Annotated in this window: 18 protein-coding genes and 1 pseudogene; 16 read left to right on the top strand and 3 right to left on the bottom strand. The window is 36.3% G+C overall.

The annotated features are described in order from the left end of the window. The first annotated feature begins 228 nt into the window (after positions 1 to 228). From CQA62_RS04110 to CQA62_RS04065, 8 genes and pseudogenes are all read left to right on the top strand, one after another. Positions 229 to 1,490 (top strand): annotated as a pseudogene (locus CQA62_RS04110) (sulfite oxidase). 12 nt (positions 1,491 to 1,502) lie between these two features. Continuing rightward, positions 1,503 to 1,835: a hypothetical protein gene (locus CQA62_RS04105; protein WP_104724667.1), complete on the top strand. Its 333-nt coding sequence runs from the start codon at positions 1,503 to 1,505 to the stop codon at positions 1,833 to 1,835. A 104-nt stretch (positions 1,836 to 1,939) separates the two neighbouring features. Then, positions 1,940 to 2,983 carry a cytochrome-c peroxidase gene (locus CQA62_RS04100; protein WP_104724666.1) on the top strand — a complete coding sequence of 348 codons (1,044 nt, stop codon included), beginning with the start codon at positions 1,940 to 1,942 and terminating at the stop codon, positions 2,981 to 2,983. Between the two features lie 138 nt (positions 2,984 to 3,121). Next, entirely contained in the window at positions 3,122 to 4,474 is a 1,353-nt protein-coding gene (gene gatA / locus CQA62_RS04095) for an Asp-tRNA(Asn)/Glu-tRNA(Gln) amidotransferase subunit GatA (protein ID WP_104724665.1), read from the top strand. A 9-nt stretch (positions 4,475 to 4,483) separates the two neighbouring features. Continuing rightward, positions 4,484 to 5,929 (top strand): IMP dehydrogenase, encoded by a 1,446-nt coding sequence (guaB, locus tag CQA62_RS04090; RefSeq protein ID WP_104724664.1) that lies wholly within the window; start codon positions 4,484 to 4,486, stop codon positions 5,927 to 5,929. 646 nt (positions 5,930 to 6,575) lie between these two features. Beyond that, the gene (gene pyrG, locus CQA62_RS04075; RefSeq protein ID WP_104724662.1) at positions 6,576 to 8,192 is read left to right on the top strand and encodes a glutamine hydrolyzing CTP synthase; all 1,617 of its coding nucleotides are present in this window, start codon (positions 6,576 to 6,578) and stop codon (positions 8,190 to 8,192) included. Beyond that, entirely contained in the window at positions 8,192 to 9,751 is a 1,560-nt protein-coding gene (recJ, locus tag CQA62_RS07035; protein ID WP_104724661.1) for a single-stranded-DNA-specific exonuclease RecJ, read from the top strand. Before pyrG ends, recJ begins: the two co-directional genes overlap by 1 nt. 32 nt (positions 9,752 to 9,783) lie before the next feature. After that, positions 9,784 to 10,650: an RluA family pseudouridine synthase gene (locus CQA62_RS04065; protein ID WP_158653692.1), complete on the top strand. Its 867-nt coding sequence runs from the start codon at positions 9,784 to 9,786 to the stop codon at positions 10,648 to 10,650. Here CQA62_RS04065 and CQA62_RS04060 read toward each other — a convergent pair. Further along, the gene (locus tag CQA62_RS04060; protein ID WP_104724659.1) at positions 10,592 to 12,934 is read right to left on the bottom strand and encodes a tetratricopeptide repeat protein; all 2,343 of its coding nucleotides are present in this window, start codon (positions 12,932 to 12,934) and stop codon (positions 10,592 to 10,594) included. The two genes, CQA62_RS04065 and CQA62_RS04060, sit on opposite strands and share 59 nt — an antisense overlap. Before the next feature lie 48 nt (positions 12,935 to 12,982). Beyond that, the gene (locus CQA62_RS04055; RefSeq protein WP_104724658.1) at positions 12,983 to 13,666 is read right to left on the bottom strand and encodes a hypothetical protein; all 684 of its coding nucleotides are present in this window, start codon (positions 13,664 to 13,666) and stop codon (positions 12,983 to 12,985) included. A gap of 102 nt (positions 13,667 to 13,768) precedes the next feature. On the opposite strand from CQA62_RS04055, the gene CQA62_RS04050 reads away from it, so the two are divergent. Genes CQA62_RS04050 through ciaB form a run of 8 tightly spaced genes read left to right on the top strand, consistent with a single transcriptional unit; the run spans position 13,769 to position 21,322 of the window. Beyond that, positions 13,769 to 14,275 (top strand): META domain-containing protein, encoded by a 507-nt coding sequence (locus CQA62_RS04050; RefSeq protein WP_104724657.1) that lies wholly within the window; start codon positions 13,769 to 13,771, stop codon positions 14,273 to 14,275. Then, positions 14,241 to 14,837: a YigZ family protein gene (locus CQA62_RS04045; RefSeq protein ID WP_232006720.1), complete on the top strand. Its 597-nt coding sequence runs from the start codon at positions 14,241 to 14,243 to the stop codon at positions 14,835 to 14,837. The genes CQA62_RS04050 and CQA62_RS04045 overlap by 35 nt, the downstream gene beginning before the upstream one ends. Before the next feature lie 24 nt (positions 14,838 to 14,861). Continuing rightward, the gene (gene hemJ / locus CQA62_RS04040) at positions 14,862 to 15,314 is read left to right on the top strand and encodes a protoporphyrinogen oxidase HemJ (protein ID WP_104724655.1); all 453 of its coding nucleotides are present in this window, start codon (positions 14,862 to 14,864) and stop codon (positions 15,312 to 15,314) included. Next, a complete protein-coding gene (gene argH, locus CQA62_RS04035; protein ID WP_104724654.1) occupies positions 15,315 to 16,706 on the top strand; it encodes an argininosuccinate lyase in 1,392 nt (463 codons plus the stop codon). It begins immediately after the preceding gene. Continuing rightward, the gene (gene ubiE / locus CQA62_RS04030) at positions 16,699 to 17,397 is read left to right on the top strand and encodes a bifunctional demethylmenaquinone methyltransferase/2-methoxy-6-polyprenyl-1,4-benzoquinol methylase UbiE (protein ID WP_104724653.1); all 699 of its coding nucleotides are present in this window, start codon (positions 16,699 to 16,701) and stop codon (positions 17,395 to 17,397) included. The genes argH and ubiE overlap by 8 nt, the downstream gene beginning before the upstream one ends. 3 nt (positions 17,398 to 17,400) lie before the next feature. Continuing rightward, positions 17,401 to 18,012, top strand: a complete 612-nt coding sequence (locus CQA62_RS04025) for an outer membrane beta-barrel protein (RefSeq protein WP_126498350.1) — start codon at positions 17,401 to 17,403, stop codon at positions 18,010 to 18,012. Further along, positions 18,006 to 19,601, top strand: coding sequence for an AAA domain-containing protein (locus CQA62_RS04020; protein WP_104724651.1), 1,596 nt, complete (start codon positions 18,006 to 18,008; stop codon positions 19,599 to 19,601). Before CQA62_RS04025 ends, CQA62_RS04020 begins: the two co-directional genes overlap by 7 nt. Then, a complete protein-coding gene (gene ciaB, locus CQA62_RS04015; protein ID WP_104724650.1) occupies positions 19,601 to 21,322 on the top strand; it encodes an invasion protein CiaB in 1,722 nt (573 codons plus the stop codon). The genes CQA62_RS04020 and ciaB overlap by 1 nt, the downstream gene beginning before the upstream one ends. On the opposite strand, the gene CQA62_RS04010 is transcribed toward ciaB, so the two are convergent. Further along, the gene (locus CQA62_RS04010; RefSeq protein WP_104724649.1) at positions 21,297 to 23,084 is read right to left on the bottom strand and encodes a mechanosensitive ion channel family protein; all 1,788 of its coding nucleotides are present in this window, start codon (positions 23,082 to 23,084) and stop codon (positions 21,297 to 21,299) included. The two genes, ciaB and CQA62_RS04010, sit on opposite strands and share 26 nt — an antisense overlap. Positions 23,085 to 23,494 lie beyond the last annotated feature (410 nt).

Below are 23,494 nucleotides of genomic sequence, written 5' to 3'. Positions count from 1 at the left end.
TTTTATAAAAAAAAACCAAAAATTGGGAGAGAAAATTCTACTTCACATCAAAAATTAAATAAACATAAGATAAATAATTTTTAGAATAAAATTTCATTCATTAAAGTATTTTTTTACCAAAATATACTTTTGATCACCTTTTAATTTTGAAAAATCAAGGAGAAAAATATGAAAAAAGATGCAAAAGAACTCCAAAAAGGAATTCATGAAACATATGCACAAGACCCCATAAAAGCAGATCTTGAGGTTTTCGGACGAGAAAGTGATGGGAGAAGGGGGTTTTTACGAAAATCTTCACTTCTAGCAATGGCATCAATTATTGGGTCAAATATTCCTTTTGCAAAAAATATGCCAGCAGGTATCATACCAGCACTTTTTGCAAATAGTGATACTCCTTTTAGCGTTGCTGGTAAAGACGGACTAACTTATCTTAATGATAAACCCATTACTGCAGAAACTCCATTGCAATTTTTAGATGCACCTTTTACTGCACCCCAACATTTTTTTATAAGAAATAATGGGAATGCACCTCAAGAGGATACTTTAGATCCTAAAAAATGGACACTAGAGATTGCTGGAGAGTCTTGTAAAAATCCTCGAAATTTACAATTGAGGATTTGAAAAAGAAATTTAAAACCTATACCTATGCCCTTACTGTTGAATGTGCTGGTAATTCAAGAGCAGAAATTGTTCCAGCCACTAAAGGAAATCAATGGAAAATTGGAGCTGTGGCTTGTGGAAGATGGACAGGTGTAAGGCTAAAAGATGTTCTTGAATATTGTGGAATTAAAAAAGATGCGGTTTATATTGGATACTATGGATCTGATACTCGACTTGATGGGGATGCAAGCAAGGAAACAATTTCAAGAGGTGTGCCTATTAAGAAAGCGCTTGAAGAGGAAAATTTAATTGCTTGGGATTATGAAGGAGCTCCTATTCCCTATATGAATGGATTCCCACTTAGACTTGTGATTGGTGGATGGAGCGCAAGTGTTTCTGGAAAATGGCTTAAGAAGATTGTGATAAGAGATAAGGTTCACGATGGTGAAAAAATGAATGGACAAAGCTATCGCATGCCTTGTAAACCTGTTGCACCAGGAGAGCAAGTTCCTGATAAAGATATGTGTGTGCTTGAAGGAATGGTGGTTAAATCTATTATTACTCATCCTCTCTCAGGAACTAAAAGCCCTCTGAATAAGACTCTTGAAGTGCGTGGTAAGGCGTGGGCAGGAGATAGAAGTGTTAAAGAAATGTGGGTGAGTATTGATTTTGGAGCAACTTGGCAGAAAGCAAGTGTTAAAAAACCACTCAATCGTTTTGCATGGCAAGAATGGAGTGCAAATGTTAAATTTCCAGAAGGCGGATATTATGAAGTATGGGCAAGAGCAGTAGATGACAAAGGTGTTTCTCAGCCTATGGTGCTTCCAGGATGGAATCCACGTGGATATTTGAGTAATTCTTGCCATAGAATTGCAGTGCGTGTTGTTTAAGCGAGGTGATTAATGAAAAAGCTAGCTTCACTCTTACTTCTTGTGAGTTTAGGTTTTGCGGCAGAGAAGATTGACCCAGATACAGGGATAAAAATTGCTGAGGGTTGGGAAACTGTGCGAGACAATTGCACTGTTTGCCACTCTGCAAAAATGTTTACAATGACAACAGGAACGCGTCAAGATTGGATAACTGCAATCAGATGGATGCAGGAAACTCAAGGTTTGTGGCAATTTGATCCTGAGACTGAAAAAGTAATTTTGGATTATTTAACTAAAAATTATGCACCTGCAAATACCTCAAGAAGACGTCCCCTTCTAACTCCTGATCTTCTTCCTCCAAAATAATGGAGAAAAAAAGGGGGTAATATAAGATTTGTCAATAAAAATTATTAAAAGCAAATTTTTGTGATACAATTTCTATTAAAATTTTTAAACACAAGGAGAAAAATATGAAAGTTTTGTCAATGGTCGCATTCAGTGCTTCTCTAGCATTAGCAGGAATAAATTCAAATGATTTGCTTAAAGAAGCAAAGGATGCAGGTTTGAGCGCAATGCCTCAAGGAAAACAGTTAAAATCTTTGCAAATTACAAAAATTAAAGATATGGGTGTAAAAGCAGAAAAACTCCTTACAAAAGATCAGATTGAATTAGGAAAAATGCTTTATTTTGATCCTAGAATTTCTTCTTCAAATCTTATTTCTTGTAATACATGCCATAATCTTGCTCTTGGTGGAGCAGATTTAGTTCCAACAGCAATTGGTCATCGATGGCGAGCCAATCCAAGTGCACTTAATTCCCCAACAACATATAATTCTCTTTTTAATGATGTTCAATTTTGGGATGGTAGAGCACACAATTTAGGAGAACAAGCTCAAGGTCCAATTCAAAGCGATGTTGAAATGTCAGCGCCTCCAGCACTTGTAGTAGAGAAAATCACTTCAATTCCTGGGTATGTTGATGCATTTAAAAAGGCTTATGGAAAAGATGTAAAGATTGATTTTAAGCTCATTACAGATACAATTGCAATTTTTGAAAGCACACTCAATACCCCAAGTCGCTATGATGAGTTTATGAATGGAAACCTTAAAGCATTAAATGCTAAAGAGCAAGAAGGATTTAAGCTTTTCTTAGACAAAGGTTGTGTAAGCTGTCATAGTGGAGTAAATCTTGGTGGTGGAATGCAACCCTTTGGTGTGGCACAGCCTTATAAATTTGCAAATATTGGTGGATTTAAAGGAGATAAGGATGGACTTGTCAAGGTTCCAACATTAAGAAATATTGCTGAGACAATGCCATATTTCCATAATGGACAATTCTGGGATCTTAAAGATGCAATCAAAGAAATGGGATCAATTCAGCTTGGAATTGATATCAGTGACGAAGAAGCAGAAAAAATTCAAACCTTCCTTCAATCTCTTACAGGAACAAAACCTCAAATTGTCTATCCTATTCTTCCTGTAAATTCAGATAAAACTCCTAAACCTACATTCTAATCCTTTATTTTTCCTCCTAAGGGAGGGAAAATCCACTATAACAATAAAAAATCCTTTCTATTTGCTTCTTTTTGGGCAAACTAAGAGGTTTTTTAGTTAATTTCTCTTATAATTTAAAAATTTTTTTGGAGTGGAGAAATGGTTACATTAAAAGAAGCATTGAGCCTTGATGAAAGTGCATTAAAAGAGCTCAAAAAAGAAATAACACAAAAAGTAAAGCAAAGCAATCTTAATGCTTATATTGGCGATGTGCAAACAAGCAAAGAGGGGGGAGTGCCAATTTTAATCAAAGACAATATTAATGTTAAGGGCTGGGAAATTACTTGTGCAAGTAAGATTCTTAAAGGTTATATTGCTCCTTATAATGCCACAGTAATTGATAGGCTCCATAATCACAATATGTGTGGATTTGGAAGAGCCAACATGGATGAGTTTGCAATGGGAAGCACAACCGCAAGCAGTGCTTATGGGCCAACACTTCATCCAAGAGATTCTTCAAGGGTTCCTGGAGGAAGTAGTGGGGGTGGAGCAGCTGCTGTTGTGGGTGGGCTTGCAATTGCAAGTTTGGGAAGTGATACAGGGGGATCTATTCGTCAGCCAGCAGGATTTTGTGGCTGTGTAGGGTTGAAACCTACTTATGGAAGTGTGAGCCGATATGGACTTGTAGCATATAGCTCAAGTTTAGATCAAATTGGACCCATTACACAAAATGTAGAAGATGCCTCAATTCTCTTTGATGCAATCAGTGGAAATGACAAGAGAGATTCTACAAGTGCGGCAATCCAACCCACTCAAACTCATACAAATCTTAATGCAGATAAAAAATTTAAAATTGCAGTTTTGAGAGACTTTCTTAAAGATGCAACTAGAGAAATCCAAGATGCTTATGAAAAAACCATCTCTACACTCCAAGCAATGGGGCATACAATCATTGAGAAACAAATGCTTGATACAAGTTATCATATTTCTGCCTACTATATTATCTGCACTGCTGAAGCGAGCTCAAATCTTGCACGATTTGATGGAGTGAGATATGGGAATCGTCCTGAGGGAATTACAAATCTTACTGAGCTTTATCTTAAAACGCGTTCAGAGGGTTTTGGTGAGGAAGTTAAAAGAAGGATTATGCTAGGAAGTTTTGTTCTTAGTAGTGGATTTTATGATGCTTATTATCTCAAAGCTCAAAAAGTAAGAGAGATGATTTGTGCGCAATTTGATGAGATTTTTGAAGATGCAGATGTGATTTTTTGCCCAATTGCTCCAAGTGTAGCTCCAAAATTTGGCAGCACAAGCTCACCGCTACAAATGTATCTCAGCGATATTTATACAATCTCTGTTAATCTTGCTGGACTTCCTGCACTTTCTTTGCCAGTTGGGGTAAATGAAGAGGGAATGTCCATTGGAATGCAATTTATTGGCAAGAAATTTGATGAGCAAAGTGTGTTAGATGCAGGATATGGACTAGAGAAGAAATTAGGAAAAATTTTTTAAGGAAAAAGAATGAAGATTAGAGAAAAAGCATTGACATTTGAGGATGTATTACTGATCCCAGCTTATTCAGAAGTATTGCCTAAGGAAGTGAGTCTTAAGACTTATTTGAGCAAAAGAATCACGCTTAATATTCCCTTTGTTTCAGCGGCGATGGACACAGTTACAGAATATCGCACAGCCATTGCTATGGCAAGACTTGGAGGGATTGGGATTGTGCATAAGAATATGGACATTCCCTCTCAAGTTGAACAAATCCGCAAGGTGAAAAAAAGTGAAAGTGGCATTATTAATGATCCTGTATCTTTAAAAGCAGATGCTACTTTACTTGATGCAAAGAAAATCACTGATAATTACAAAATCTCAGGAGTTCCTGTAGTGGATGAGTATGGGATTTTAATTGGAATTCTTACAAATCGTGATATGAGATTTGAAACGGATATGAGTAAAAAAATTGGTGATGTGATGACAAAAACGCCTCTTATTACGGCAAAAGAGGGCACAAGTCTTGAGGAGGCCAAAGAGATTATGCACAAGCATAGAATTGAGAAGCTCCCCATTGTAGATAAAGACAATGTGCTCAAAGGTTTAATTACTATTAAGGATATTCAAAAAAAGATTGAATATCCCAATGCAAATATTGATGATTTGGGAAGATTAAGAGTAGGGGGAGCGATTGGGGTGGGACAGCTTGATCGGGCAAGGGCATTGTGGGAGGCAGGAGCTGATGTGCTTGTGCTTGATAGTGCGCATGGTCATAGTAAAAATATTATTAAAACCTTAGAATCCATTAAGCGTGATATGGATATTGATGTGGTTGTAGGAAATGTTGTTACACCTGAAGCTACACAGGATCTTATTAATGCTGGAGCTGATGCAATCAAAGTAGGGATAGGACCAGGAAGTATCTGCACAACTCGAATTGTCGCAGGAGTGGGGATGCCTCAAATCTCTGCTGTAGCGGGATGTGCAGAAGTGGGACAAAAAGCAGGAGTGCCAATTATTGCTGATGGGGGGATTAAATACTCAGGGGATATCGCCAAAGCTTTGGCTGTAGGAGCATCAAGTGTAATGGTGGGAAGTTTACTTGCAGGCACAGAGGAGAGTCCAGGGGATTTGCTTCTTTACCAAGGACGCCAATATAAGAGTTATCGAGGAATGGGAAGTATTGGTGCGATGACAAAAGGAAGCTCTGATCGCTATTTTCAAGAGGGGACTGCACAAGATAAACTTGTCCCTGAGGGGATTGAGGGAAGAGTGCCTTATAGAGGAAAAATTGCAGATGTAATCCATCAACTTGTAGGTGGGCTAAGAAGCTCTATGGGCTATCTTGGGAGTGCGGATATCCCCACACTTTGGCAGAAGGCAGAGTTTGTGGAAATCACCTCTGCAGGACTTAGAGAATCTCATGTGCATGATGTGGTGATCACTAAAGAAGCTCCAAATTATCACGGGTAATTTTTTAAAGATGATTTTTAAAATTTTGGGTGTGTGGGGTGAATGAGAATATAAAAGAGATGTTCTAGCCTTTAGAGCTTGAGAAGATCAAATTTTGGAGAGAAGGGGTTGTTTATATAGAAAGGTTACCCCCTCATTTATTCTAAGAAAGAATTTGATTAAGTTATGTTGTGGGAGCTTAATTTTTTGATTCTCAAATGAATGTTTCAGTGGTAAAGAAAAAGTGTATTGATCAATCCAAAAAACTCCCCCCGATCTCTTTGCCAATTTTCTCTCTGAAGAGATTGAACTGCCAAACCTTAAATAATTACTTATTCATCTCTTTTCCCAAAATTTCTTTTCAATAAGCGAAGCCCGCTCCTTACTTTTTTCCAAAAGTTTTAAAATTTTTTTAAATATTCTTATTCATTCAAACCCCTTCTCACTAATTCCCTCAATCAAATCTACACTCTTTTCAGAAAGCTTAATCATTCTGCTATTGTTATTTTATATAGTTTCAGAGATTTAAAACAAGCAAAATACAGGATTTAGCCTATAGTTATCAAAAAGTCTTTGGATAAACAATAAGATAAAGTGGAAACATTCACTATCTCCCACCTTACTTGCTATAATTGACACTTGTATTTTTTGATTTCTAAGGATTTGTATGCAAACAAAATATATCTTTGTGACAGGGGGGGTGCTAAGCTCACTGGGCAAGGGAATCACCTCTTCTTCAATTGCTACACTTTTAAAACATTCTGGATTTGAGGTCTCTATTCTTAAAATTGACCCTTATATCAATCTTGATCCAGGAACAATGAGTCCCCTTGAGCATGGAGAGGTTTTTGTGACTCAAGATGGAGCAGAAACAGATCTTGATATTGGACATTATGAGAGATTTTTAAATAAAAGTTTAGAAAAAAAGAATAATTTCACAACAGGGCAGGTGTATCTCTCTGTGATTGAAAAAGAGCGAAGAGGGGAGTATCTAGGTAAAACAATCCAAATCGTGCCCCATATTGTGGATGAAATCAAACATAGAATCCGCTGTGTAGGAGAGGGGAGTGATTTTTTAGTCGTAGAGCTTGGAGGAACTGTAGGGGATATGGAGGGAATGCCTTATCTTGAGGCAATCAGAGAGATGAAGCACGAGCTAGGGAATGAGCAAGTGTTAAGCATTCATGTCACTTTAGTGCCTTATATTAAAACTGCTGAAGAGCTTAAAACCAAGCCCACTCAACACTCTGTGCAAGAATTACGACGCATTGGGATTAATCCTCAAATCATTGTTGCACGAAGTGAGAAACCCTTAAGCAAAGAACTTAAGAGAAAGATTGCCTTGAGTTGTGATGTGGCTGATGATAGTGTGATTGTGGCCCAAGATGCAAAAAGTATTTATCAAGTGCCTCTTAACTTCTTACAAGAAGATATTCTTACCCCCATTGCTAGAAACTTCTCCCTCCCTCCCTTTAAACCCAATATGCAAGAGTGGGATTTGCTTGTCAAAAAAATCATCTCTCCAAAACAGAGTGTGAATATTGGTTTTGTTGGAAAATATCTTAGTCTTAAAGAATCTTATAAATCCCTCACTGAGGCCCTTGTGCATGCAGGAGCAAATCTTGATGCTAGGGTAAATATCAAGTGGATTGATAGTGAAAAGCTCCAAGAGAATAATTTAAATGAACTTGAAGATCTTGATGGAATTTTGATTCCTGGTGGTTTTGGAGAAAGAGGGATTGAGGGCAAAATCACAGCAATTAAATATGCAAGAGAGAATAAAATCCCTTTTCTTGGGATTTGTCTTGGAATGCAACTGAGCATTATTGAGTTTGCTCGCAATGTTTTAGGCATTCAAGAGGCTACTTCAAGTGAATTTGATGCGAATACGCAATATCCTTTTATTTATATGATTGAGGACTTTATTGATCAAGAAGGGCAAAAACAAATCCGCACTCATACCTCTCCCCTTGGAGGCACAATGCGATTAGGAGAATATGAGAGTGTGCTTAAAGAAGGAACACGTATCCAAAAAGCTTATGCCAATGCAAAGAGCATTAAAGAGCGTCATCGCCATCGCTATGAAGCAAATCCAAAATACCGCCATCAATTAGAAGAAAAGGGTTTGATTATCAGTGGAGAGAGTTGCGGACTTATAGAAACTCTAGAGCTTGCAGATCATCCTTGGTTTGTGGCTGTGCAGTTTCATCCAGAATTTACTTCACGTCTGCAAAGTCCAAACCCAGTCATTTTAGAATTTGTGAAGCAATCTTTAAAGCACTGATGCTTGATTTATCCCAAATTCACTCTCTTCTTTCTTTGAGATTTGAGAATCAAAAAATTGCAAATCTCAAATCTCTTCCCCCACCCTTTTGCCTTAAAAATGTCAAAGAAGGTTCTGAGCTAGTTAAAAATGCCCTTTTAGAAAATAAAAGGATTTTAATTGTTGGGGATTATGATGCAGATGGAATCCTCTCCACCGCTGTAATGGTGAGATTTTTTCAAGCCATTGGAGTGAAAAACTTCTCTTATGTCATTCCTAATCGCTTTAGTGATGGATATGGTATCAGTGAAGGGGTTTTAGCTAAAGAGGAGAGAGCAGATTTAATCATTACAGTAGATAATGGAATTACAGCACTTGAGGTGGCAGAGGAGTGCAAAAAACGGGGGCAAACTCTCATTATCACCGATCATCATATGCCCAAAGATCAACTTCCTGATGCACTCATCATTAATCCAAGAGTGAGTGGCTTTGTGCAAGAGGAGATTTGTGGATGTTTGGTTGCTTGGTATTTTTGTGCAGGGATTAAGCAAGTGCTTGGAGTGGAATTTGATCTATCCTCTTTAATTGAGTTTGTAGGGATTGCTATTGTTTCTGATGTGATGCCTTTGGTTGAAATGAATCGTTCCTTGCTTAAATTTGCAATTAAAAAATATCCAACCTCCCCCTATCCTTGTTTTCAAGTTTTAAAAAAGGTTTATAAGGAAATTGATGGAGAGTGTATTTCTTATTATATTTCCCCGCTTCTGAATGCTTCAGGAAGAATGGGAGAGGCCGATGTAGCATTAAAATTTATACTCAGTGAGACTTTGCAAGAAGCACAAAAATATTATAAATCCCTCCAAAAGCTTAATGCTCAACGCAAACAAATCCAAGCTTCACTTGAGCAAATTGCACTTCAGCAAGCTATTGAAACGCAGGAGTGTGTGATTGCTTATGGAGAGGATTGGCATGAGGGGATCTTAGGGATTTTGGCAGGAAGATTGGCAGGAAAATTTGGAAAACCTGCCTTTGTCTTAAGTGCAAAAAATGGAAAATATCAAGGCAGTGCGCGCAGTGCAAATGGGGTCAATCTACTTAAAAGTGTAGAACAGCTCCCTAGAGGTGTTTGTGAGTTTGGAGGACACAGTAAGGCTATGGGGATTTGTATCTCAGCAGAGTATATTCAAGACTTTGTCTCAATGTTTAAAGCTTATTATGAAGAAGAGCAAGAAAATAAGGAGGTTTTAGGAGAGATTGGAGAGGGGATATTGGGAAATGAGATGTTAAGAGTGATTGAATCTTTTGCACCTTATGGAGAGGGTAATCCTGAGCCTATTTTTAGTATCAGAGAGCTTCAAATTATTGAGAGTAAAAAAATTGGAAAAGAAAAAGAGCATACCTCTCTTAAATGCAGGGCTTTTGGGCGACCTATTAAGGCCGTGGCTTTTTTTAAAGACATTGAAGAGGTGGAAGTGATTTATAATGTGAATTTCTATCTTAAAAAAGATTTATTCACCCAACAACCCATTTTGCATATCCAAAATTATACTTTATGCCATTCATTACCCAAACTTTCTTAGTTCAAAAGGAACAAAAGGCTTTTTTATGGCTGATGAGGACCTTTGGATATTCTCAAAAAGAAGCGCAAAAGATTTTAGATAAGGGTTGGCTTAGCCAAAGGGGAAGAGGAGTTACAAAGGCTGAGTGTATTTGTGCAGAGGTAGAATTATTGCATTTTGTTCCTCAACGACTTTTTTTAAAAAAACTCCTACTCACCCCTAGCTTTGTTGTTTATGACAAACCCCCAGAACTTCTTACCCATCCTAGAAACACTCAAGGAGGGCTAAGTGTGTGTGATGAGCTCAAGAGTGAATTTGGCAGAGAGGCTAATCCTGCTCATCGACTTGATGCTCTAACAAGTGGAATTTTGGTGTGCAGTATTAATAAGAAAAAAGAGGGAAATCTTAAGGGGTTATTTGAAAGAGGAGAAGTTAAAAAGACTTATCAAGCCCTAATTAAAGGAGAGTTGAAAGAAGAAATACTCATTGATGCGCCCATTCTCTCCCCTAAGGCAGAAGGAAAGTTTATAGATTTAAAGATTCGCTCAATGATTTCTCCTAAGGGAAAATCCGCTCAAACTTTAATCCGCCCTCTTTGTATAAACAATGGAGTGAGTTTGATTGAGGCCTATCCTCTTACAGGACGCACACACCAAATCCGCCTCCATCTTGCATATTTAGGAATGCCTATTTTAGGAGATCCACTCTATGGTTGTGATGATGTTTATAGTAGAGAGTTTTTAGATACTGCTCTCTGCATGCAGAAAAGAAAAGAGTATTTTGGAATGGAGCGATTGGCACTGCATGCATCAAGAATAGAATTTGAATTTGAGGGAGAGAAGATTGTGGTAGAGAGCGAACCTACTTTTCAAGATCCAAGCTCTTTTGACACAAATCTTTCCAACTTGAGAGAATATTAATCTGTGCACACTCAGTAAATGAGTTTTTAGCATCTTCTCCAAGCGCTTTAAGGAGTGTTCCTTGGATGTAGAGAATCTTTTGGCGTTCAGCAGGGGTGAGTTTGCCCTCAAGTAAAGTTTTAATCTCTTCTTTGCTTTCTGTAAATCTTCCCATTTTATTGAGAACTTCAATTAAAACTAGATTGACATAGGGGGTATCATCATAGTTTTTGACCTTATCCTGAAGGGCTAAAATATCTTTTGCATATATCTCAGTCGCATTATTATCTCCCTTAGCCTTTGCCCAATCCATAAGTATTCTCCATACTTTAAGCATTCTTGCATCATCTTTGAAATCTTCATTAAGTAAGGCAGAAACTTTTTGGGCCTTATCATAGAGTTTGAGCTGGGCTAAATCATGAAAGAGATAAAAATCCACATCATAATATTCTTTAAGCTTGAGTGCATGAGCAATTGCTGAGGTATCATCACCTGCTAATCTTGATTGAGCAAAATCTCCTAATTCATATAAAACTTTTGTCAATCGATAAGTCCAAGGAAGCTTTTGTTGTGCATCTTGATTTTCCAAAGAGACACTATCAAGCAGGGTTTTTGCATCTTGATAGTGGGAAATAGAGTAGAGACAATCAAAGAGTTCTAGCTTTGTTTCACTCCCAAATACATTAATATCACTTCCTTCTAGATAGGGTGGAATCTTTTTGCATTGCCCATCTTTAAGAAAATCTAAGATAATGGCATTTTTACTTTTTGCAATGAGAGGCGATCCCTGAATATGTTCTTTAAGATCAAGCACATCTTGGTATTTTTTAAGTTCAAAGAGTGCTTGTGCTTTAAGCATATAAGCGGTTTGGGCCTCTTTGCTATGGGGATATTTTTTGATAATTTCATCCATTGCTTTAATTCTATTCTCAGGGCTATCATCCCCATTAAGATCAAACAGTAAGCGATCATTTCTAAGGACCACACTTTGATATTTTTTTGAATTGGGGTAACGTGCAAGAAACTCAAGATTGTAGGCTCTTGCTTTATCGAGCATTCCTGCCTTTTGATACCACTGTGCGACAAGATCAATCAAATTTTCTAATTGCTCATCTTTAGGACTGAGGTGATCGATAAGATAAGATCCAATATCTGCTGCATTTGCGTAAAGTTCATAATTCGCAAGAGCTTTAGCAACAGAAATGCTTTGCGCAGAATTTTCCAAGAGATAAGAGGGATTGCTCTTTAAGATGAATTCTAGAAGTTCTTTAGCCTTTTCTTTTTCATTATGATCAAGACTAAAAATTGCCCACTCTACTGCAATTTGATTTGCAGTTTGCTTATTTTTTGCACTTTTGTATGCATCAATAAAATAGCTTGGCGTGATTTTATACAACCCTTCAGAGGCAAAGTTTTTTGCAAGTTGCATTTTTGCTAATGCCATCCAGTCAGTATCTTTATACTCATTGATAATCCTTTGATAGTAATAATAGGCTTCATCATTAAGATAAATTTGTGCATAAGTATTTGCAAGAATATATAAAACTTCAGGAATTGCTGTATCAGAGGGATAGGTCTTGATCCACTCAAGTGCTAGAGCAATAATTGTGTTGAGATTATCCTTTGTAGGGAAGTGTGTAAGAGCTTTGATTTTATAGAGCATAAAGTCTTTTTTAAAGATACTGGAGGGAAAGGCTTTGAGTGCTTTGTTTGAATCGCTAAGCACATCAGCATATTTTTGTTGTGTAAAGAGGATTCTGATTTCCTTGAGCTTATCAAAGTCTAGTCCTTCTTGATATTTTAGAGGTCTTAGATTAATATCAAGTTGGTGAATATAGAGATTTTCCACACTAGGAATGTTGATAGGAAAATTAAGACCACTTGTTTTTTCTTCTGAGAGAAAAGGAATGCGATCGACATAGCCAATAATTTGCCAATGTTTAGATTTTTTTGGACGCTCTTTGGGGATAGGAGTTGGGGTTTTAAGATCAATGAATGTAGAGAAAAGTTTGGCTTTGAATTTGGGGGTAATGATAAAGTAGAAATGCTGATTATTGATTTTTGTAGCAAAATTGAAAAATACCGTATTTGTAGGCACAAAATTATTCACAGGAGTTTGATTGACTTGACAAGTGATTGAGGTAATATCTCCATACACACTGTAATTTTCTTGGCATTCAAAAGGCTCTTCTGCATTGAGGTTTAAGACTGAAAAATCTTGATTATTCTCTTTTCCAAAATTGACTTTAACCTCTAAAGCAAAGCATAAAACAACACTAAAAATTATTCCAAAAACAATACGCAAGTTTGACCCTTAAATCCTTTTTCACCCCAAACTAGCAAATTTAATTCCTTATTTAAGGATTTGAATTTTTTGATAGGGATAGTGTGGATAGGGGGTGGAAATTTTTAGAAGTGCAATCACACCCTTCATGCTTTCATCAAGAATAAAAGTAGTTTGGGTTTGCAAATCTTGAGCTTTAAGAGTGATTTTCTCAAGATGTTGTAGCTTTGAGAAAAGGGCAAATTGGCTAGAACCTCTAAGTTCACAACTTTGTGCTTGAGTGATTCTTGCAATCATTCCATTGCTCTCTCCTAAGGGTTGGCAATAAGAGAGAGGCTGATCTTGGAGGAAGAGAGGGTAATGGGCTAGAAGAGATGAGGTAGAAAGCAGGCTGAGAATCTTGTATCCTAGAGGATGGGCAAGAAAATCTTGAGTGAGAATAACGCAAAAACTCTCATTAGCAATAAAATTTAAGACTTCTTCAAGCTCTTCTTCCCCCACATTGCTCTCAGCACTTAAGTATCCCATATCAAAATCTTTAAGATTATTAAAGATTCCAGGAGAGAGTGTATGAGCTAGAAGCATGGCTACCCCTTCTTCGCTTCCGACCTCATAATTAATTTGATAATCACAAGCAACCCCAAGAGGAGAAAAAACAAGAGAGTTTTCATCAATTAAATGGGGGGCATAGCCTAAGATAATTTTTCTATTTTTAATTTTTTGTGCTTTTTTAATCTCAAATAAGCATTCCATAAACTATCCTTTTGTATTATTCCTATTCGCAATTTTATACTTTTATATCACTAAAAATTTCGTTTATTTGATTTTTGAGATTGGTATGTTTAGGAAGTTATTATGTTTAGACGATTTTTCTTATCTTCTATAATCTTACTTTTGCCTTTAATGTTTGGAGGATGTTTTTTTATCAATATGTTTGATTTTGGACCTTCGATCAATTTGGCTAAACATAATTGGAGGATTGCTTCCTTTAATTTGGGTGGAGAGCTATATCAAGCAAAGGATTTTGAGCAAATCCCCTCGCTAAGATTTGATACGAGTGAGCTAAAGGTCTATGGTAATACAGGATGCAATACATTTTTTGCAAATTATGTTTGGGTCAAAGACAAAGAAAATGTGATTGAGATGAGAAATTCAGGGATGACGCGAAAAATGTGTGCTTCATCTGAGGCTATGAAGTTTGAGCAAAAATTAATGGAAGATTTTGATGGTGAGTTTGAAGTGATTGAAGATAAAGAAAATTTAATTCTCAAAAAAGAAACATTATTGATTAATCTTGAACCTTTAAATGCACCTATTGGAGAAGGTGGTGAATTTAAAGACACTGCAATTAAAACAGAGTAGTCAAGGATTTTATGAAATCAAAGGCTCAAAATTTTTAAGCTATCTTGTGTTAGATATTGAGTTTGTCTCTACTCTTGCCTCTCTTAAAACTCAGCATTCCAAAGCTGTGCATTTTGTGACTGCTAGTAGAATCTTACAAGAGCAATTAGTTGAGAGTTTTAGTGATGATGGAGAGCCTAAGGGAAGTTCAGGCATGCCTACACTCAATGTGCTCAGAGGGGAAAATTTAGTCAATGTGGGGGTGATTACTGTGCGATATTTTGGAGGAACGCTTTTAGGTGTAGGGGGTTTAGTGAGAGCATATACTCAGGCTGTGCAAAGTGCGATTAAAAATGCAAAAACCCAAAACCTTCTTATTCCTTATGAAAAAAAACTTCAATGGAAAATTGAGGTTTCCTACTCTTTGCTTAATCAAATTATTTATTTGGCTCAAAGCTCTGAAGTTGAGGTAATTGAGAAAGAGTTTTTAATGCAAGGGGTGAAAATCACCCTATCTTCAAATCTTGCAAGTAAAGAAGAGTTTGAGAATCTTTGTGCAAATGAAGCAATTTTCCTGTGTTAAAATTTTGTTTTTTGGAGGTAGAGAATGGCAGTGTATGAGTGGCTTAAGGTTTTGCATATTTTGGCATTTGTTTCTTGGATGGCAATGTTGTTTTATATCCCTAGATTATTTGTTTATCATGCAGAACATATTGCTAATCAAGGCTTTGTAGAGGTTGTTAAAATCCAAGAGAATAAGTTGTATTACTTTATTGGTTGGCCTGCAATGATTGTGACTTTAGGCAGTGGTGTGGGTCTAATTATTGTGCTTGGGGGCGGGGAATATATGAAAATTGCTGCTTGGCTTCATCTTAAGCTAACATTAATTATTCTCCTTGTGGGATATCACCTTTTGTGCGGTCATTATATGAAGAGCTTTGAGAGAGGCACTTGTAAGCGAAGTGGAAAATTCTTTAGAGTGTTTAATGAAGTGCCAACATTGATCTTGATTTTGATCTTGATTTTAGTAGTGCTTCAGCCAAATTTATGGGTGAAGTAAATGGCAAAGCTTTGGGCAGGGAGATTCAGCAAGGATAGCAATGCGCTTTTAGATGAATTTAATGCATCCATTATGTTTGATAAAGAGCTTTGGGAACAAGATATACAAGGCTCAAAGGCTCATGCTCAAATGCTTTGCTCTTGTGGCATTTTAGATTCTCAAGAGTATGAAAGCATTATTAAGGGCCTAGAACAGATTGCAGAAGAGATTGCAAGAGGGGAATTTGTTTTTCGACTGAGTGATGAGGATATTCATATGAGTATTGAGGGGGCATTAATAGAAAAAATTGGTGAAGTAGGGAAAAAACTTCATACAGCCAGAAGTCGAAATGATCAGGTTGCTCTTGATTTTAAACTTTATACTTTAAAAAGTAATATTCAAATCCGTTTTTTGCTTTTAGATTTGATTGACACTCTTCTTGATCTTGCCTCAAAAAATACTCAAACACTCTTAGCAGGAATGACACATCTCCAACACGCTCAGCCTATTAATCTTGGATTTCATCTTGTGGCGTGGGTAATGAATCTTAAAAGAGATTATGAGCGCCTCAAAGAGAGCTATAAGCGAAATAATTTTTGCCCACTAGGAAGTGGGGCGCTTGCGGGTGTGCCTTATCCTACGGATAGAGATTTCACCTCAGAAATATTAGGTTTTAGTGCTCCAACACTTAATGCTATGGATTCAGTGAGTGAGAGGGATTTTGCTCTTGATTTACTTTATGAAATTTCTATGATTATGATGCATATTTCACGAATGGCAGAAGAGCTGATTTTGTGGAGCAGTTATGAATTTGGCTATATTAGCTTTAGTGATGAGTATTCTACGGGAAGCTCTATTATGCCCCAGAAAAAAAATCCTGATGTTGCAGAGCTTTTAAGGGGAAAGAGTGGGAGAGTTTATGGGAATCTTATTTCACTTTTAGTGGTGATGAAGGGTTTGCCTCTTGCCTACAATAAAGATACCCAAGAAGATAAAGAGGGGGTTTTTGATAGTGTTAAAACTGTGTTGATGAGTCTTGAAATTTTAAATAAAGCACTCCAAACTCTCAGTATTCATCCTCACAAAATGGAGAAAATGGCAAAAATTGGGCATCTCACTGCAACAGATTTAGCAGACTTTTTAGTGCAAAAATGCTCCATTCCCTTTCGTGAAGCTCATCATATTACTGGAAAAGTTGTAGCCTATGCAGAGAGTAGGGGGGTAGACATTAGTGAGCTAGAGGAGAGTGAGATAAGAGAGGTGGATAGTAGAATTAAAGAGGGGGTAAAGAGTGTGCTAGACTTAAGAGCCTCAATGAATGCTAGAAACTCTTTTGGAGGCACTTCAACTAAGCAAACACAATATCAAATTGATGCACTTCATGCATGGCTATGTGAGGCAAGAAATGGATAGACAAAAACAAATTGTAGAAATGTTTGATGATATTGCTCCAAGCTATGACTTGGCTAATCGAGTGTTGAGTTTTGGAGTGGATGTAAAATGGAGAAAAGAGGGATGTATAAAAACCCTTGAGCGAATGGGTAAAAGTAATGGGTTAAAAGTAGCAGATTTGGCTTGCGGGACAGGCGATATGTTAATTCATTGGCAAAAATATCTTCAAGAGGATTGTGAGCTTTTAGGAATTGACCCCTCATCTGCAATGCTTGAGGTGGCTAAAAAAAAGGTGTATAACGCAAGCTTTATTCAAGCCCAGGCCCAAGAGATCCCTCTAGAAAATGAGAGTGTAGATATTGTATCCATTGCTTATGGATTAAGAAATGTGTGTGGCTATCAAGAAGCACTTAAAGAATTTCATCGCATTCTTAAAAAAGGAGGAGTGCTTTTGATTTTAGAATTTACTCACAACCCCTCACCCACTCTTTTGCAAAAAGGTGCAAAGTTTTATACTCAAAAGATTCTGCCTCTTATTGGGGGACTGATTTCTAAAAATCTTAAAGCTTATCAGTATTTGCCTCATTCTATTGAAGCTTTTGCTTCCACTCAAGAGCTTAAAGATGAGCTAAGTAAAGTAGGATTTAGTAATGTATGGAGTAAAAGCTATAGTGCTAAGCTCTCAACATTGTTTTTAGCAACTAAGGAGTGAGTGTTGAAAAAGCTAATATTTTTTTTTACGCCATTTTTTCTTTTTGCAAATGATCCAAAATATTTTTTTGGGGCTGCATTAGATTTTGGATCTTCAAATTTTGAGATCACTCAAAGAGAGCAGGGAAACTCTCTATTAGCAATTAAAGCAGATGGAAAGAGTTATATGCTTTCTTTAAGTGGGGGAGTTCAGCAGTTTTGGGATGCCGAAGAATATGTTGGGGGAAGGATTTTGGGTGAGTTTGGAATGGGGGGAGCAAATATTGGGGGAGAAATAGAGGGAGCTTTCTCATTGCTTGGGGCTCTTGATTTATTGATTGATTTTTATAAAGAAAATGCAATGAGTCTGGGAATCTTTGGGGGGTTTGAATATGGAATGAGATTCCTTGTTTCAAATAAAACTCTTAGAGGCTATGATCTTAAAAGTGATACTTATGGAGCATATTGGAGAGTGGGGGCAAGTGTAGTTTTAGGCAATATTCATCGTTTTGAACTCACTTATAAAATGGCAATTTCTCCACTTGCAGTGCCTGCACAAAAGGATGGAAATATTACTTTACATCAAGTTTATAGCGGTTCTCAAATTTCTATAGGGTATAAACTTCTGCTTTGGTAGAGCTACTCCTAGCCTCTTGTGCAAAAAAATTTTATGATTATTTATTGCAAAATCATAAAGGAGTGGAGAAGATTCCTCATTTTCACTCAGAGTTTAAAACACCCATTTTAACCATTACACTTAAGCAAAAACTTTTTAGTCTAGAGAATATTTTCTTAGAAATTGATGGGAAAGATTATCAGATTGAAAATAGTGGAGATATTGAAGTTGTTGCATATGATGAAGCTTTACTCACTCTAACACTTAAGTTTAATACTCCAGAGTATTATAAAGATTCTTTTATGCTCAAGAGTGATTTGAAATTTTTAGTTAAGAATGTTGAGCAATTTTTTAATTCTCAAACTGTCTCCCTACCTTCCAAACTCCCCATTTCACCCAAATTTAATTCCTTGCTTTCAGATTTAAGTGAAGAGCAAAAAAGAGCCCTTAAGAGAATCTTTTCTCATCCTCTTGTGTATATTTGGGGAGCTCCAGGAAGTGGAAAAACCCAAAGAGTGCTTTTTGAGGCAATAGAAAAACTCATTAATGCAGATAAAAAAATCGCACTCATTGCTCCAACCAATAATGCACTTGAACAAGCTATAAAAACATTGATTCAAAAATTTGATGAACATGCAATTGCAAGAGAGAGTGTTTTGCGTCTAGGGATCCCAACATTAGAATTTTCTTTGAAGTATCCTGAGATTTGTGAGAAAACAAATAAAGAGAGCAATCTTTTTAATCTCAATCCCAAAGAGAGGATTAAAGATGCCAATGTATTGGCAATGACTTTAGATGGGTTTATTTCTCGCTATGGAAGTTTAGAGGTGGAGTTTGATCATATTTTCTTAGATGAGTGTGCCTTTGCCCCACTGCCTAAAGTATGCACTTTGTGTGCTTGCAATGCCCCCTTGACATTGCTTGGAGATCACAAACAGCTTCAACCTGTTTGTGAGATTGAGGAGAGTGAGAAACTTAAAGATAAAGAACTTGCAATATGGGGATATTCTGGAATTTATCTTGAACATATTTTTACAGATAGATTATTCAGTGATTGTATGGATTTTAAATACACCAAGGCCTCCGTGCTCAAACAAACTCATCGCTATGGCAATAATCTTGCTTTGATTTTGGATGCCTATATCTATAAAAATGGTCTTAAAGGAATGCCCCAAGAGAGTGAATTATATTTTTTAGATGTTGCAAACTTACCCACCCATACCCTTAAGCATCAAGAAGAGAAAAATATCAATCTTTCAGAAGTGGCAGGAGTGAAGCAAATTTATAACTCAAGATATGATTGGGCCGTGATTACCCCCTTTGTCAATCAAAGAAAGCTTCTTATACGCAATGGGCTTCCTTATGATAAAGTTTTTACAATCCACGGTTCTCAAGGCCAAGAATTTGATGGGATTATTTTCTCTCCAGTTACCCTTTCTTATTTTTTAACAGATAGCAAAAATATTCAAGCCCTTTATGCCCTTAATGTTGCCATCTCAAGAATGAGAAAAAAGCTTGTCTTGGTATGTGATTATGCTTATTGGATAGGGCAAGAAGGACAATTTATCCAAAAACTTTTATTAGAGTGCAAACCTTATAAGGAGGAATAATGCAAAGATTATGGGAATATGCTCTGAGAGAGCAAAATAAATTAAATGAGCTTTATGAGGCAATCAAGGGTGAGGATAGGGAAGAGTTGAGGGGTTTGAGGGAGAAATTAGGATTGAAAAGAGATGCAAAGGTAGATTTTGCACTTTGTGAGAGAATTATTAATCTCAGAGTTGCCCCAATATTGCAGATTTTAAAGCAGGAAGGAAGAGGGGATCTAAGAAAAGAAAAGCGAGAAATGATTGAGTATGTGAGTGTATTGTATGCTAGAAGGTTTGAGAAAATGATAGCGTTTGCAAAAGGGATTTTAAGTGAGTTTGAATATGAACTGATTAAAGGGGTGCATCAAGTGGGACTTGGGTTTAATGAGTGGTTTATTGAGTGGAATGATGTCTTAATTGAGGGAATTAATGCACAAAAATTTACCCAAGTAGAGCAGGACATGTTAAGGGCAAGCACAGATAAAGCTCAAGGAGAGGTGAGCGGAGAGAAAAGCTATTCCATTGCTCAAATCACTCAAGGTAAAGTGGAGGTCATACCTTATGCACTTTGCTTTGCTCCACAAATCCAAAAAATTACCCATGCTCTCCAAAATCTTCTTCTTGCTCTCTCTCCCCATTCTCACCCTCAAAAAGAGCAGTATCTTCATTATTTTAAAAAACTTATCGCCTCTTTAAATGCAAAAGAAAATCTCATACAATCTTGGAGACAAACAGATTTGGCTTGGCTTATGATTAAAGCACCTTTGCAAGTTGTGCATCCTTTTGAATATTATGAGGACATTTACCGCCATAGTGTTGCCCCTGAGTGGGATATTCGTCTTAAGAATCCGCAAGAACAATCACAAAAACAAACCAAAATACGTGTCAAAGAAATGTTTCAAACTCTCTCTGATCAACTGAATGCATCAGAGACTCTTAAACTTGAAGTCTTGCAGAGGTTGGAGCAAACGCAATTTTTTGATAGCTTACCTTTGGCTTTTTATGGATCGCTTAATAACGGGCTTTTCTCTGCACAGGTTATTCCTAATGATGAAGGGATGAATAAAAAGATTTTTGCCTATACTTCAAGAATTTGGTATTCACTTAAATCTAAACCAAAAACACGTCTTGAACAAGAGATCTTTCCTGAATATTTTCTTAGTCAATATTATGCAGATTTGGGCAATGAAGAGCTCTGGAAGAGTATTTATGATATTTCTACAAATGGTCATGAATATGGGCATATTCTATGGGTTGATGAGAGCAGTGAGAGGATAATGAATAAAAGGGGGGAGTTTAAAAATATTGAAGAATTTAAAGCAACTTGCGGAGGACTTGTCGCTTATTTTATGAGTAAAGAAAAGAGTTTGAGTGAGGGGTTATTAAGAGAGCATATTAAACGCAGTGTAGGATTGCTTGCATATAGAGATAATCTTGAGGTTTTACCCTATTATTGTGAAGCATTGTTTCATCTGAGTGGAGCCTTTGAGTGTGGAGTATTGTGTTTTAAAGCAGGGAAGCTAGAAATTTTTGAGAATAAAAGTGCGCAATATTGGGAGTGGATGAGAAGGATTTACATTCAATTGGCAAGTCATTATTTGCAAAAGAGAGAGGCAGGAGAATTTTTATATCAATTTTTAAGTAAAGAAGAGGGGATTTATCTCCCACTTCAAACACAGACAAAAGAATTTGTAAAATTTTATTATGAACGCTATCTTAAGATTGGGCAAGAGACACTTTAGGTATCTCTTCAATATAGAGGCTTTGGCTTGGGAATGCAAAGCTGAGATTATGAGTTGCGAGAATATCCATGATCTTAAGCATTACATCTTGGCGTACATCCAACCATTCTCCCCAAACTACGGTTGTTGAGAAGCAATATACCAAAATATTGATTGAACTATCTGCAAACTCATCAAGCACAACAAAGAGATTGCTTTTGTATCCAAGCAAATCATCAAGAGAAACGATATTTTGTTTTAAATCTAATTCATAATGACTCAGTGGTGGGCGTTCATCATTGTCTTTTGCAATCATGGGGTGGTTAATGAGCATTGTTTTTATATCTTTAATGCAAGAGCGGATTTGCTCAGGGGTAGAATCATAGGTTATGCCAATTTGCATCCTGATTCTTCTTCCTCTTTTTCTTCGATTCCAATTTCTTACAGAGCTATTAGCTAGAAGCGAGTTTGGCACAAAGAGCATTGCATTATCAAAAGTTCTAATTGTAGTGCGTCTTAGCCCCATCTCAACTACTGTTCCTTCAATATCCCCACATACAATCCAATCCCCCTGATTAAAGGAATTATCAAAGAGCAAGACTACAGAAGCAAAGAAGTTTGCCAACATATCCTTAACTGCAAATGCTACTGCTAAGCCCCCAATTCCAAGAGAAGCAATAAGAGCTGAGATATTAAATCCAAAGTTTTTAAGCAATATAAGAATAGCAACAAGAATAATCAGAAAATAAATAATTTTAAGAAGCAGATTAATCACTTCGCGTCTGAAGGTATTGTTTTTTTCAGCAATACTTCCTAAAATCGCAATTCCATAACCCTTGAAAAGTAGAATTGTAAACCAAGAGAGAGTGATGATATAAGAAGCATTTACCCACATTGCAAAATTGGGAGATACAGGTTTAGGGAATGTAAGAACTCCAAGAGAAATAGAAAAACTACTAATAATCAAAAAGTATAAGATAGGTTTAGAAATATCATTTTTAATCTTATCTTGTACTTCTTTATTTTTAAGGAATTTTGAAAAATAGCTTAAAACCCTAATGATTAAATGGGCAATAATATGGCGAAAAAAGAAAAGAGTAATAAACACACTTAAAGATACGATACTTTTAGCAAGTATGGGTGAGGAAATATTATCGGGTAAGATTTTCTCAATCCATTCTAAGAGTGAGGGAAGATTAATATTGCTCCATATACTTTGAGGGGTGAGAGATTTTACATTATGAGCTAGAAAATTTAAAATTTCAATATAGCTTTCTGTTGTAATTTCAAATACTGTCATTTGCTCTTGGAGTTTTTGTTTTTGGATTTGATCTAGTCCTTTAGTTGGAATGAGTGTATAGCTTTTAAGATGTTTTAGGGTTTTTTCAATAAGATTTTGGATTTGAGATTTTGTTGTGAAAAATGAGTTTTTGGTATAAATAGAAATAGCAAGATCTTGCATTGCTTTTTGGCTAAGAAGGCTATTGAGTTTTAGGGTGTTATATGCCAAAAGTTCAGGAGAGAGAGTTGAAGCATTTAAAGAGAGTTGAAGATTTTCAATAGCATTTTGTAAATTAGAAGAATCTTGGGGTTTTTGTGTTGCAATGGATGAAATAATTTCTTGATAGATCCTCTCCTTTTTTTGAGAAACTTTAAGTATTTCTTGTGTTGAGGAGAGATTTTGATTTTTCATATTTAATAAAACAATTTCATTAAGTAAATCTTGGTAGTTTTGTGCCCAAAATACTAATGGAAATAATAAAAAAATAAATCGATAAAACATTATATTCTCCAATTAAAACTTTGTAATAGTAGCATAAGGAATTATAAAAAGATATCTCAAGCTTTCTTCTCATCATATAAACAATAGAGCCCCGACTATTCTCTAGGGGGAGAGAATAGTCTATTAAGACTTAAAGGAGACGCTTAATGAAAAAAACAGTAAACTATCTTGAAGGAAATAATCAAGATAATAAGGCTCTATGATGCTTCCCTAAAAAGGAAGCATCATCAAACCCTATGCATTCAACCTCATAACTCTAAACCTTAAGGTTTAAATCTTTCACTCTTGATTTAATCTCTCACTCTCTTTACTCTCTAATCTCTAATCTCTAATCTCTTTACTCCTTCACTTTTGTTTTAAAGAAGTCTTCATCTCTTTAAAAACAAATCCTTCTCTCTCATATAAGAAAT

Source organism: Helicobacter cholecystus (assembly GCF_003364215.1).
GTDB lineage: Bacteria > Campylobacterota > Campylobacteria > Campylobacterales > Helicobacteraceae > Helicobacter_G > Helicobacter_G cholecystus.
The sequence above is the reverse complement of the archived record's forward strand: the minus strand, read 5'-3'. Positions and strand labels throughout refer to the sequence as shown.